We start from the raw sequence: 14,021 nt of genomic DNA on the forward strand, positions 1-14,021 counted from the left end.
GCCCAGTAGGATCAGCCAAACCGTTTTACCAGAGAAAGGCAGGGATATCGATGAACAAGATGACCGGCAATACCAATCAAGGGATAGACCAGCAGCAAATGCTGATCCGTAAAATGCGCATGCTGGAGTCCCGATATGATCCGGGAATTTGCATGCTGCGCTCGCCGTTCGGCAGCCCGGGATATCATACAACGCTGAAGCAGGCGGAGTTTATCCATTCCACCAGAGATTCGCTTTCGTATGCACTCGGGCTGTTGGATACCGAGCTGGCTGAGCTGGAGCAGCGGGCCTTTGATATTATCAGGCAGGTGATTTCCCTGCAGGATACAGACCGCAGCCATGATACCTTCGGAATCTGGTCATGGTTCTATGAAGAGCCGCTTGCGCAAATGTCGCCTCCGGACTGGAACTGGGCCGATTTCTGCGGCAGCCGGCTGATTCAGGCGTTGTCGCGCCATGGCTGGCGCTTTCCGGAGGCTCTGCGTGAAGACGTCATACGCTCTATTGAATATGCCTGCGAGGCGATTATGAAGCGGAATGTCGGTCCGGATTACACCAATATTGCCATTATTGGAGCCTTCGTTACGAGAATTGCCGGGGAGCAATTGGGCCGCGAGGATTATGCCGAGTACGGCCTGAAACGCCTGAAAAAATTGTATGCGTATACACAGCAGCGCGGGGCCTTTCAGGAGTACAACAGCCCGGTCTATACCTATATCGCTATTCTGGAGCTGTCCAAGCTGCGTTCCGAGACTACAGACAGCACGGTAAAAAGGCTCAGCGATGAGCTGATCGAGCTGACCTGGCAGACGGTCGCCGGGTATTATCATCCTGCGACCGCCCAATGGTCCGGGCCGCATTCACGCTCCTATCAGACGCTTCTGAATGATCAGAGTAAGGCTTTTCTGCAGGTCGCAACTCAAGGGGAGGTTATGTTTTTTCCTTGGGAGGAACTGCCTTATGAAGAGGAGTGGTACAAGAGCGGATTCTATTGCCCAGCCGCTTATCTGGATGCATTTAAGGTTAGGGGGACAAAAGAAGTGCGGCAGCTCTACGAAGGAAATGCGGGCGACGGCAGCGGCAAATGGGCAGTCACCTTTATGACCCCGCAGGTTAGCATAGGTTCCTTTACAGACAGTGACCTGTGGAATCAGAGAAGACCGCTGGTGGCTTACGTGGATAATAACGGTTCACCCTCCTATATTCAGCTCCGCTGTCTGCATGACGGCTATGACTATTGTTCAGCCCGTTTCAAAGCCAGACAGGATCAGGGGCATCTCCTGTTTGGAGTGGACTTTCTGACCAATGGCGGAGATACGCACCCCAATCTAGACCGCATTGACGGTGAGATTGAGGCTGGGGATTTCCGGCTGAGACTGGAGATCGGGGGCAGCCTGGACGGCATCTTCACCGAAACTGTAGAAGACGGGGCTGTGATTAAGATAGGAGAGACCGTCTTGCGTCTAACCACATGGTTCGCGGCATTCACGGGACATTCAGGAGCCAAGCGGAGCTGGGGCTGGGAGATCCACACGGACGAGGATGCCATCCTGGTGGATATGGTGCTGTATTCCGGCCTACGTAAAAGCATTAATTTCACCCATCTGCGGCAAGCGGCGTTTGTATTCTCTCTGGATATTCAGGAGGGCGGGGACATTCCAAGGCCGCTGGTGGAGATGACCAGCAGCGGCAGGCTGCGGATCAGCGGGAGCACAGAGGAGCCTGAAGCTTTCTCCCTGACCCTGCGCCCGGGTCCCGCAGAATGAAGTTCCCCGAGACTGGAATGACAAAGGAGATAGGAAGCTCATGAAACCAGACACCTCCCATATCAAACAAATCAAGGTTGTCTCTAATACACACTGGGACCGGGAGTTCCGGCGGTCGTTTGAGCGGACCCGCCGGAATCTGCTGACCATGCTGGATACGACACTGGATATTCTCGCCGCTGATCCGGACTATGCGTCTTTTACGCTGGACGGCCATTCCATCCTGCTGGAGGATTATGTGGAAATGCGGCCGGAGCGCAGGGGACAGCTTGAACAGCTGATGCAGGAAGGGCGGCTGATCGCAGGCCCATATTATACGCTGGCTGAAGAGTTCAGCATCTCGCATGAGGCGCTGGTCCGTAATCTGATCCTGGGCCGGAGCGTGGTGGAGAAATTCGGCGGTAAGACAGGAACGGTCGCCTACACCCCGTCCTCCTGGGGGCAGACCGGGCAGTTGCCGCAGATTCTCCAGGACTTCGGACTTGATAAAATGATGTTCTACCGCGGCATCTCCCATCACGAGGCCGATGCGGAGTGGATTTGGAGCGCGCCTGACGGAACGCAGGTACTTGCCAGCCGTTTTGGCCTGTATGCACGTTATAACTGGTATTACCAGGTTCACCGTGCAGTGACCCGCGGTACGGTTTTTGACAAGACCTATCAGTGGGGCAAGGAGAATGATCTGCCTTTCCGGCTGTCGGATACCTTGTCCGGAGAGGATCAGGCTTACGAGATAAAGTCACCGGTTGTCCAATACGACAAGGAGAAGTTGAAGCAGGCGGTTGAGGACATGATTGAGCGTGAAGGCCGCCATTTCACGACTGAAGTGTTCCTGGCGATGCATGGGCACGATATTTCGGTAGCCCATCCTCTGGAATCGCGGATTATTGCCGATGCCCGGGAACTGCTGGGGGACAAATATAACATCGAGCAGACAGATCTGGAGGGCTTCTGGAAGGAGGCGCAAAAACATCTGGACCGGGAGCATCTTCCTGTCCTCACGGGGGAGCGCCGGTCTTACCTTAAGGAAGGGATGTGGACATTCCTGTTCCCGGGAACGATCAGTGCGAGAACCTATCTGAAGCAAATGGACTTCTCGGCCAGCAATGCGCTGGTGTATTATGCGGAGCCGCTCGCTTCCTTGGCCTCGGCGCTGGGGTCCGCCTATCCCGCTGGATACATGGAGCGGGGATGGCGGTATTTACTGTCCAACCATACCCATGATGCCAACGGCGGCTGTGCGCCGGACAACGTCTGCGCCGATATGGAGTATAGATACCGGAAAGCCAGCGATATTGGAGATATCGTAACGGAGGATGCGATGGCGTACATCGCCTCGCAGCTGTCACCCGAAGGCATGGAGCAGGATGAGATGCAGCTGATCGTTTATAATCCATTGCCGATGGAACGGAATGCTATCGTGCTGCTCGATTTGGAGGTGCCGAGAGTCAATGGGGCCCTTTCCGTCAGCCTAAGCTCGGCGCTGGATCCGCTGGTAGAACGCCAGGCCATTGCCAGCGGCAATTCCAGCGTGTTCGTGGACAGCATATGGGATGTGCCCACGATCCTGGAGAGCCGCCGCATCCGGTTATTGGCCCGCTTGACCCGTCTGCCCGGACTCGGCTACCGGGCGTACCGGATTGTGCCGGAGGCGCGCGAGCTGCGCAGCAGCGGCACGCTGATTACAGGACCCGACACAATGGAGAATGAATTTCTGAAAGTGCAGGTGAATCCTGACGGGACGCTGGATCTGCACAATAAAACAACCGGCAGAAGCTACAGCAGCCTCAACTATTTGAGCGATCAGGGAGAGAACGGAAACGCCTGGAAGCATGTGTCTCCTCTGCATGAGCGCAAATACAGCAGCCTTGGTGTGCCGAGCCAGGTAGCGGTAACGGTGAGCGGTCCCTTGAGCAGTACGATCGAGGCGGAGTATGAATTTGCGGTTCCGGCAGATTACGGGGACGGAGAGTCGCGCAGCCGGGTAATGGCAAAGCTTCCGGTGAAGGTAGCCTATACGCTGGAAAAGGGCGCCAAGCATGTACTTGTGAAGCTAACGGTAGATAATAGGGCCAAAGATCACTGGTTGCGCGCCAATTTCCCTACAGGGCTGCGTACCGGGGTTACTTGGGCCGACAGCCATTATGATGTGTTATCACGGCCCATCCCGCTGCCGGATTCCACGGATTGGGCGGAACGGGCCGAAGGTACTCATCCGCTGCGCACCTTTGCCGACATGACGGATGGAAGAGATGGACTCGCGGTTCTGCCCAAAGGGATCTATGAATATGAAGCCTTTGAGGATGAGCACAGTACCTTGGCGCTAACCTTAATCCGGGCCTGCCGGATCAAGCTGGCAGTGAGCGAAGAGAAGCTGACGGAGCTGCCCGACCAGGGCATTCAGTGCCCTGGCCTGCAAAGCTTCGAATATGCCATCCACGTACATGAAGGAGATTGGCAGGAGGCAGATCTGCTTGCACAGGCGGCGCAGCTGTACACTCCAGTGCGGCTCGCAGCCTCCGGCCGTGGGCAGGGCACGCTTCCGGCAGAGGCCAGCTTCTTTACGCTGAATAACCCTGCCCTTCATGTCAGCTGTGTGAAGCAGGCGGAGGATGGCAGCGGAACTATTCTCCGGCTCTTTAACGGTTCGGATACGGAACAGAAGGCGGACATCACCTTCGGCATCGCCCCGGAGCAGGTGCAGTGCTGCCGGATGGACGAAACGCTTCTGGATGAGCCGGAGCTGCAGCTGGCTGCCAATCTCTTGGCAGTGACGATACCGGCCAAAAAGATCGCTAGCTATAAGATCTCTATGGGGGTTTGGGCGAGATGACGGAGAAGAAATTGCCTGGATTTGGTCTTGGAATGTCACAGCTGGCCGCCGGCTTCTTTGAGCAGGAGAGCGGAGGAGATGGGTTATTCCGCAGGGGAGTTGGCGGTGTTTCCGCTATTCTGACACCGAAGGACCGGAAGACTGAGTTTATCATATATGAAGACAAAACACTTTGTTATGTGAAGTCTTCGATGGGTTCCCCAGCGCTGTATCCTTTTTACGATGCAGCTTTCGAGGGTCCGGCAGAAGCGGTGCTGATGGATCTGGACGGAACCAGTGTCCACAGCGAAGGCTTCTGGATGTGGATTATTGAGCAGACGGTAGCCCGGCTGCTGGGAAATCCCCGCTTCGCGCTGCGCCCCGGAGATGAGCCGCATGTCTCCGGGCATTCCGTGTCGGAGCATCTGCAGTATTGCATAGCCAAATATTGTCCGCAGCACAGTGTAGAGGAGGCCCGTCAGCTTTACTTTGACATTACCCATTATGAAATGAATGAGATTATGCAGGGCCGGGGGAAGCCGGGGGCTTTTGTTCCTGCGCCCGGTCTGGGAGAGTTCCTCCAGACCCTGAAATCTAAGGGCGTAAAGATTGGGCTTGTAACCTCGGGACTGTACGAGAAGGCGTGGCCGGAAATCCTGTCAGCCTTCCGGATGCTGGATCTAGGCGATCCGTTTGGCATGTACGATGCGGTCATTACGGCCGGGCAGACATTTCATCCCGGCCAGGCGGGCACGCTGGGTGAATTGTCGCCGAAGCCGCATCCCTGGCTATATGCCGAGACGGCAAGGATCGGCCTGGGCCTGGGTACGGAGAAGCGCCGCCGGGTGGTCGGCATTGAGGACTCAGCGGCGGGTGTCATCTCGATCCGTCTGGCCGGATTTGCGGCGCTCGGCGTGACCGGCGGCAATATCCGCAGCAGTGGTGTGCTGCCCTTGCTGCAGCAGGAATTTGGCAGCCTGACGGAGATGCTTCCGCTGCTGCTTGGCGAGGCCGGTCCGGCAGCGGCTTTTTGAGGCCTAGGGAGTGCGTGCTGCGGGTGAAGAGTAGGAAGAGGAAGCAGCAGAAGGAGAGGGAGAGGGAGAGAAAGAGAAAGAGAAAGAGAAAGAGAAAGAGGAAGAGGAAGAGGAAGAGGAAGAGGAAGCAGAAGAAGAAGAAGAAGCAGAAGCAGCAGAAGGAGAGGGAGAGGGAGAGAAAGAGGAAGAGGAAGAAGAAGAAGTAGAAGTAGAAGTAGAAGTAGAAGAGTACAGCTAATCTCCAGGGAAGGCAGCCTCAACGAAGATACTGGCATCTATGAGAAAAGCAGCAAATGATGATTGCACCGGGAAAAATGCCCGCTATATTTGTGCAGACAGCCCTTTTGAGGGATATACAGGGAATACATGGCGTTAATATGGACTTATTCTTCAATAAAGCCTTTTTATAAAATATTAGCGGGCAGAATTTCCGTTAGGTGTTCGATTGTCGGAGTAATCTCTATATAGCGGCAGTAAATCCCGTTAATGAATCCGTGAGCTGCTAGGAAGCAAGGAAGCACGGAAGTAAGGTAGCGGAGTGGCAACGTCTTACGCATCACAAGGTGAAATTTGATCAGGGACACCGAATATATAATATAAAATGGTCTCCTCCATAGCTGTATTTAGTTAAACCACAAAGGAGCTTGCCCCTGGTCACCGGACCTGAGGCAAGCTCCTATTCTGTCTGCACCTTGTTATTGCGGAAGCTCGATGAAATCCCCGCGGAATCTTTCATAGTCGGCCGTCCTGCACTCCAGCTGAAGTTTTGTGCCTTGCTCTTCATAGCTGATCTTCTGAATATGGGCATGCTCATTGAAGTACGAGACGACGCTGCCGCGATCGAACGGAACCAGAATTTCACACTGGATATAGTCATTGAAGACATGCCCCCGGATCAGCCCGGTAAGCTCGGCGATTCCGCTGTTCTGCTTAGCCGAAAGAATAACAGAATCCTCATGGACAACAGGATAGGGCTGGTCCGTCAAATCCGCCTTATTGTAGGCATAGATTGTCGGAATGCCGTCTGCGCCCAGCGCCTTCAGAGTCTCAGCGGTTACCGCCATATGCTGCTTATGCTGCGGATCGGAAATATCGACGACATGAATCAGCAGGTCGGCCTCGGTCACTTCCTCCAGCGTGGAGCGAAACGCCTTGACCAGATGATGGGGCAGCTGGCTGACGAAGCCTACAGTGTCCGTAAGCAGGAACGTTTTCTGATCGGGCAGCTTAATGCTGCGGACCGAAGTCTCCAGCGTGGCAAACAGCATATCCTTGGCAAATACCTGCTTGCCTGAACCCGGATGATACGTCTCTACTATGACATTCATCAGGCTCGATTTGCCGGTGTTGGTGTAACCGACAAGACAAATCACCGGGACTTCATTCTTGTGCCGCTGCTTCCGCTGAATCTGGCGCCTGGATACCTGGGTCTGCAGCTCCGTCTGCAGTGCTGAGATGCGTTCCTCAATTCTTCTGCGGTCCAGCTCCAGCTTGGTTTCACCGGCCCCCCGGTTCTTCAGGCCCGCCCCGCCGCCTTGTCGGCCGAGGGACTCGCGCATTCCGGTCAGACGGGGAAGCATATACTGCAGCTGGGCAACTTCAACCTGCAGCTGAGCCTCCTTGGTTTTGGCCCGTTCAGCGAAGATATTTAGAATTAGAATCGTGCGGTCAATCACCTGGCGGTCCAGCGACGATTCCAGATTACGGATCTGTGAAGGAGTCAATTCATCATTGAAGATAACAAGGGTATCTTTGTCCTCCAGCATAAGGGACAATTCCTGAATCTTCCCTGTGCCAATATAGTGGGAGGGGTTGATCCGGCTGGCTTTCTGGCTGAGTTCCCCGATCACCTTGATGTTGCAGGCGGCTGCCAAATTGCGCAGCTCCTCCATGGCATAGGCGAAATTAGTTTCATTCTGCAGTTGAACCCCGACGATTACTGCGTGTTGTGGTGTGGATTCCATATATTTATCAACCTCCTAAAAGTTTTGTGAGCATAACCTCATTGAATAAGCTTCGTGCAAAACTGGCTTCGAAAGAATACACCTAGTTTTGTGAGCATAACCTCACTGAATAGACTCCGTGCAAAATTGGCTTCGAAAGCATAAAAAAACACAGGCAATCAGCGGCCTGTGCTTAATATCGTAGAGGAAACAGAATAGGACTGGGAGAGCATCACAAAAGGATGCAATGATTCTTCCAGCTGGGCATAACCATAGAAGGTAAAAGGAAAGAACCGGCATCAGCAACGGGGAATAGCTGCCTATTCCACCGCTGGTGCATGCGGTAATTCCTTGTCTATGGCTGTGCGAATCTCTAAAGGCGAATGCGGCGGAACATTATCGGTCCGCTGGTTAATCTGTGGGTTGCCTTTAAAAATGGATAGACCTATCCTGAGTCCTCTGCACAAGGCAGAGCTTTAGCGCTATTAAAAGCTGATTAGCCGCGTAAAGTACGAATCCGGATATAATCTATCACATTCATTTGCAACCCTCCGTTCCTAAAAGTTGTGTTCATTTTAGCACATCAGTCATTTTATGGCAATCCTGTTCCTTTGCAAGCACCTTCTGGAATTCGCGGCTTTTTGGCCATTTGCCATTCAACCAGAAACTTCCTACCTTCTTGTTTGCATACAATATACTAATTGTCTTAATAGGAAGGAGGGATGAGCCATGCCAGTTCTAACTACAAATACGATCACCAGGAATCCTACCGGCGGATTAGGACCGATCAGCCAGGCTGTTGTAAAAATTCTAAATAGTGGAACAGCCAAAGCAGTGGTCTATATAACGGGCCTCAACAATGATGTAAGTCCGGCAACCCTCTTTGCCCAGGAATTGTTTGAAGTGAACTTCAGGGAAGTGGTGAGCAAAACCTATAATATCACCGAAAATTTTTTTCAATTTAATGTACTTTATTCTCAGGAAAAGCTGGGTGTTCAGATTTTTCTTGTGGATAGTGCAGGGAAGTGGTTTCCGGTCAGCCTGATGCAGCTTGCGGTGAGCCGGATTACCTCGGAGTTTCGCGATAACATCGCCGTAACCAGTACTGATTTCGCCGCAATCAGCTTCCGCAAAAATGGGGCGCTGACGATTCCGGAAGGGGTAGCCGCCGAGATCCGGCCTGACGGTGTGGAAATTCTGGCGTCAACGCCCATCCGCTACAAAATCGTGGCCGGCGGTACCGTTAACGGCAGCTTTGTTAATTTTCCGACACCCACTACCGCTATTTCCGTGAATGACACGGCGCTGCAGGTGAATTATACCTGCTCGACGGTTACGGGCGGCAGAGTCATTACGCAGGGCCTGGGCTCCGGGATTTCCGGTGCTTATCAGGATGTGGTGGTTAATCTTTTGAATCAGCAGCTTGTATATGACCTTCAGGAGGAACCGGTAACGCTTGTGGTCAGCTCGCTCGCCGGGAAGGATAATCTGGCAGCCACCTTTAGAATGGTGGAGCAATGGTAAGATTGGCTGCGCCGAACAGCGATCTTTTTCAATAATCCGGGCATATAAAAAGAACACCGGCGCATGCAGCATGCAGCAGATGTTCTTTTTTGCACTTTATAGGTGCTGCCTGCTTCTTCAAGAGTTTGAAGGAAAAAGGAGGGGGCCGGGTTAGCCAACCCACTCCTGCCGCAGCGTGAACAGATCTTTCAGCGCATCTGTAGACAGCTCGGTAATCCAGCCCTCGGAGCCGGAGATCACATCGTCGCTGAGCTGCTGCTTGCTCTCCAGCATCTCATCAATACGCTCCTCCAGCGTGCCGAGTGAAATGAATTTATGCACCTGCACATCCTTGGTCTGGCCCATGCGGTAGGCGCGGTCGGTGGCCTGGTTCTCCACAGCCGGATTCCACCAGCGGTCAAAGTGGAATACATGATTGGCCGCTGTCAGATTGAGGCCGACGCCCCCCGCCTTGAGGGAAAGAATAAAGACGTTTGGCTGATCGGACTGGCGCTCGCCTGCCGCCAGAAGGTCCCCGTCTTCCTGCGGCGGCGTCTGGAATTGTTCGATCATCCGGTCACGTGCCGTTTTGGACGTGCTGCCGTTCAAGTAAAGGACAGGCTCCTGCAGCTCCTGCTGAAGCACGGCCTGCAGCATTTTGCCCATGCCGACATATTGGGTAAAGATTAGGCAGCGTTCGTTCTCTTCGCGCAACTCCCGCACCATCGCCAGCAGCCGTTCGAGCTTCGAGGAACGCTCAATCAGGGACGTGGTATCCAGCCCACCCTCGCCATCGGGATCAGGCAGCGCCTCCTTCGTCAGCAGCATCGGATGGTCGCAGAGCTGCTTAAGGCTGGTCAGAGCAGCAAGAATCGCCCCTTTGCGCTCAATGCCCTCCAGCTGCTTCATCCGTTCCAGCAGCCCGGTTACGTTCTGGTCATAGAGGGCGGCCTGCTCAGCCGTGAGATGAACATAGGTTTTCATCTCGTTTTTGTCGGGCAGATCGAGCTGGATGGCCGGGTCTTTCTTCTTTCGGCGCAGCATGAACGGCTTTACAAGCTTCTGCAGATCCGCCGTGCGCTCCGCATTGCGTTCCTTCTCAATCGCATTTGCGAACCGGTCCTGGAATGCTTTGGGACTGCCGAGATAGCCGGGTGTGATGAAATCGTAAATCGACCACAATTCGGACAGCTTGTTCTCGATCGGTGTTCCGGTCAGGGCGATCCGGTGCAGGGCAGGGAAGCTGCGCACCGCCGCAGATTGCTTGGTTCCGGCATTCTTAATATTCTGCGCCTCATCCAGGCAAACCGTAGCCCAAGTGAACTGCTTCAGCAATTCCTGGTCGAGCGCGGCCGTGGCGTAGGAGGTGAGGACCACGTCGGCCTGGGAAGCGGCACCGTAGAAGTAACCTGCATCGAGACGCCTGCTTCCGTAGTGGAGCATGATGTTCAGGGACGGAGCAAACCGCTGGAGCTCTTTCTGCCAGTTGCCGAGCACCGAAGTCGGGCAGATAATCAGCGACGGCCAGTCCGGCGGGTCGGTCTGCCGCCCGGTCCCCGTTGCTGATGGGCCGGCTTCGCTCTGCTGTTCCTTCAAGTGGAGCAGGTAGGAGATCAGCTGCACAGTTTTGCCGAGGCCCATGTCATCGGCCAGGCAGGCGCCGAGTCCGAAGCGGCGCAGAAATACAAGCCAGGCGTACCCTTCATGCTGGTAGCTTCTCAGCTCGGCATGCAGGCCAGCCGGCACCCCGGGCTTCGGCCAATCCGAGCGGTGGCCGAGCTGGCCGATCAGCCGGACCAGATGCTCGTTCAGCTCGACCTCCAGCCGGAAGCGGGCGGCATTCTCTTCGGCCTGCTCCGCCTCGGCCGCCTCGTTGTCCTGCTCTTCGCCGCCGCCCAGCAGGTGCAACTGGAGCACATCCTGAAAGGACAAGCCCTGGGACTTGTCCATCCCGGCCATGGCCCGCTGGATCTGGGCCAGCAGAGCCGGGTCAAGCGGAATCCACTTGCCCCTGAACTGCACGAGCCGCTCGCCGCGTGCGACCAGATCGGCGAACTCCGCCTCGGAGAGTTCGGCGTCGCCGATGGAGATGCGCCAGTCGAAATCGACCAGCGCATTTAACCCGAACAGCGATTGGCCGCCGCTGTTGTCGCTGCCCTCGCCGGAGCTGATCTTGGCGCGCAGGCGGGGTTTCTTCCGGCTGGCGGCTTCCCACCACGCCGGAAGGAGGACCTGCCAGCCGGCTTCCAGCAGCAGCCGGCTGTCCACGGTCAGGAACCGCCAGGCGTCTCCGTCGCTGAGCGGTTCACCAAGCACATCGTCCCCGTGGCCGATGTGCTCCCCGGCCAGGCTTTCGCGCAGGCGCGAAAGCCACCCGGACGCGCGCTCGTGGACGTGGGGCGTCCACGCTGCCGGCCACAGGCCATGCGGCTCGCCGTCCCCGGTGAGCCGCAGCGGCACAAGCGCGGATGCATCGCGCTTGTCCTGCAGGAGCAGCTGGAGCCGCCAGTACGACTTCTCGTCGTCCGGCTCCAGCAATTGCAGGGCCGGCCGGAAAGGCGCCGTGTCCGCCTTCCAGCCGATGGACATCAGCCAGCTGTCATCGTCCATGCCGGCAGTTGCCGCGCCCGCGCTGCTGCTGAACAGCAGCGGGTATTCGCTGCGCAGGTCTGCGGCTTCGGCCTCGGTGCCGTAATACTGCCGGAACACCGCCGCCGAGAAGGCAGCGCGCATTCCGTCCGCAAGGTTCCGGCGCCCGGTAAGCCCGCGCAGGGCGGACTGTGCGCTCTCGTTGCCTTCCGTAACCAGCTCTAGCGCCTTGTCATCCCAGTCCCATTGCAGTTTGCCTTCGCGATAGGCGGACAGGCTCGGCGCATACTTCTTCTCCGCCAGCAGCCCGGCGATGGCGGGCGCCAGCCCGGTCAGCAGTTCGGCGTCACCCTGCCAGCTCCAGCCGACATGCCGCAGCAGCCTGCGCTCCGCAAAGAAGGGGATGACCTGCTCGGCGGGCAGAACCACAAGGTCAACCCCATCGGCGTTCTGGAGCGTTAACTCCGTTCCATAAAAAGACTCCTCATGCCAGGAGAACAGCTTCTGCTTAAGCTGAACACCGGGCATATAATCATCCCTGTCATCCACGCCGTAGATCAGAGCATCGCCATATTGGGTTAAGGCAAGCTGGACAGTAATATTTCGCATATATTTGCTCATGGGATCAGCTTTCCTTTCCGCAGCTCTTCCTGCAGTGCGCGCAGCCGGCTGTACCGGGAGGTGAAGGAATCCAGAAATTGTTCCCACCGCTCCTCGCGTTTCAGCTTTTTATAGAGCTTGGACAGGCGCTTTAACAGTTTTACAGCCGCTTTGTAGCCGTGCCGGTTCTTCTCCAGCACGAACCGTTCTGCCGCCTGATGATAGAACGGGAGCAGCAGCTCCGGCGCGTTTTTCTCGATCGGCTGGAGGTCGCTGACACGGAAATTGGCGGGTTCCTTGCCGGAGGAGAGCTGGTAATCCATCCATTCCTGCCAGCGCCCGTGGTCCAGCAGCATTTCTTCATAAATCTCCCGGGACAGCGGCAGCATGCCGATCAGCGTATCCCACATCCGGGGTTCGGTCTCCGGCATGCGGCGGACGGCTTCCTCCCAGTATCCGGCATAATTCTTCAGGTTAAATAGGCGGCTGGTCAGCAGAGGGCCGATTTTGGCCAGCCACAGGGCAAGGCGGGACCAATGCCCGGCCTCCGCCAGGGGAGCCAGAAAACTCATCAGCTCGTCCGGGTACAGACCCGGGCGTTCGGAAGCTTTGTCAAGCAGCTCCCAGGCGCCTTTGTCATCGTTCAGATAGAAATACATCCGGCTCTCCGCCAACTGCTGCGAGTGGCGCGAGAGTGATATGCCGGCTTCCTCGCCGGCCTGGCGGAGCGCTTCCAGCTCTTCCAGGTACATAGCCGGGCCGCTTGCATTTGGTGCAATCCAGCCTCTCCAGATCAGATCGTAGCAGAGGGAGTAATAGGGCTGTTCCCGTGAACGGTCGCGCGGCTCACTCAGCATTTCCCGCCGCAGATAGGCCAGCGTTTCACTGACCCGCGGCCAGGCTTCCGGCTCTGCGCCGAGCGGCAGACTATTTTTCATGAGATCCGTTACCGCTTTTTGCAGCTCGGAGACAGCAACAGAGGTATAATAACCCAGAGAAGCACCTGCTCCCGGGACGTGAGGGCCTGCCGGTTTCAGTAAGCTTTCCAGCACAAAGAGATGGGCATGAAGCTTATATAACAGCCCGGAGGCCGGAGGGAGCGCTGGAGTGGCCCCGGAGATGGCCGCCAGCGCCCTGTCGGTATATTGGGAATTTCGCACGGTAGGCGCCAGCGGTGCGGTGAGCAGCGCTAAGTATTCACGCCACTGCTCCACATTTCCGGATGGAACCAGGGCAGCCAGCTCCTCCAGCTGCTTCTTGCGGCGGGCGGAGCCACCGGCAACGGGAGTCTCCTTGACCACAGGATTGCGGATCCATTGACTTGTCGTCTTGGCATTGGCCAGCATATGCACCAGCCGGCCCTGCTGCTCGGCATACTTCATTAATACAGCGGCCATATGTTTGCAGGAATGCTGTACCGGGCAGCTGCAACGGCTGGCGGACAGGGTATCCAGATCAATAGTTACGCTGTAGTCTTCCCCGCCTTCCACAAGTGCCAGAATGCTCCCGACTGAGATCATTTTGAACGCATGAACACGGTCCTGCTTATAATACTGAAATCCCCGCTTGAGGGTGATGTCACTGAATTGATAGGCTACGTCCGAAATAAGCTTGTCCCATTCCTGATCGGCCATGTAGAAATTTCGCTGCATCGCAATTGGTCTCCTGTAGCAAATTAGTCTTAACTCATTTTCTCATTATAACATTTGTGACGATCTTATCCTTAACTCCCTAAAATCTTAAAGAATATGACATGCTCCATATTGCCGTATAG

The 14,021-nt window shown here is 55.8% G+C and carries 8 protein-coding genes; 5 read left to right on the top strand and 3 right to left on the bottom strand.

Features of this window, described 5'->3' with window-relative positions:
• Positions 1–50: 50 nt before the first annotated feature.
• From NST99_RS01340 to NST99_RS01355, 4 genes are read left to right on the top strand one after another with little or no spacing between them, the layout of a single operon-like run.
• Positions 51–1,766 carry a hypothetical protein gene (locus NST99_RS01340; RefSeq protein WP_341089249.1) on the top strand — a complete coding sequence of 572 codons (1,716 nt, stop codon included), beginning with the start codon at positions 51–53 and terminating at the stop codon, positions 1,764–1,766.
• 40 nt (positions 1,767–1,806) lie between these two features.
• Positions 1,807–4,599, top strand: coding sequence for an alpha-mannosidase (locus NST99_RS01345; RefSeq protein ID WP_341089251.1), 2,793 nt, complete (start codon positions 1,807–1,809; stop codon positions 4,597–4,599).
• Positions 4,596–5,612 (top strand): HAD family hydrolase, encoded by a 1,017-nt coding sequence (locus NST99_RS01350; protein ID WP_341089252.1) that lies wholly within the window; start codon positions 4,596–4,598, stop codon positions 5,610–5,612. Before NST99_RS01345 ends, NST99_RS01350 begins: the two co-directional genes overlap by 4 nt.
• Positions 5,613–5,635: 23 nt before the next feature.
• Entirely contained in the window at positions 5,636–5,818 is a 183-nt protein-coding gene (locus NST99_RS01355) for a hypothetical protein (protein WP_341089253.1), read from the top strand.
• Positions 5,819–6,307: 489 nt separating this feature from the next.
• Here the strand turns inward: NST99_RS01355 and hflX are convergent, their stop codons facing one another.
• On the bottom strand, positions 6,308–7,576 hold the full coding sequence (hflX, locus tag NST99_RS01360; RefSeq protein ID WP_341089254.1) for a GTPase HflX: 1,269 nt from the start codon (positions 7,574–7,576) through the stop codon (positions 6,308–6,310).
• A 708-nt stretch (positions 7,577–8,284) separates the two neighbouring features.
• Between hflX and NST99_RS01365 the strand changes: the two genes are divergently transcribed.
• Complete coding sequence (locus tag NST99_RS01365; RefSeq protein WP_341089255.1) at positions 8,285–9,079, top strand: hypothetical protein; 795 nt, start codon at positions 8,285–8,287, stop codon at positions 9,077–9,079.
• 150 nt (positions 9,080–9,229) lie between these two features.
• Here NST99_RS01365 and NST99_RS01370 read toward each other — a convergent pair whose 3' ends face one another.
• Both NST99_RS01370 and NST99_RS01375 read right to left on the bottom strand, forming a co-directional pair.
• On the bottom strand, positions 9,230–12,268 hold the full coding sequence (locus NST99_RS01370; RefSeq protein WP_341089256.1) for a DEAD/DEAH box helicase: 3,039 nt from the start codon (positions 12,266–12,268) through the stop codon (positions 9,230–9,232).
• The gene (locus tag NST99_RS01375; RefSeq protein ID WP_341089258.1) at positions 12,265–13,899 is read right to left on the bottom strand and encodes an SWIM zinc finger family protein; all 1,635 of its coding nucleotides are present in this window, start codon (positions 13,897–13,899) and stop codon (positions 12,265–12,267) included. The genes NST99_RS01370 and NST99_RS01375 overlap by 4 nt, the downstream gene beginning before the upstream one ends.
• Positions 13,900–14,021 lie beyond the last annotated feature (122 nt).

Source organism: Paenibacillus sp. FSL L8-0470, from assembly GCF_038008625.1.
Lineage (GTDB): Bacteria > Bacillota > Bacilli > Paenibacillales > Paenibacillaceae > Paenibacillus_AQ.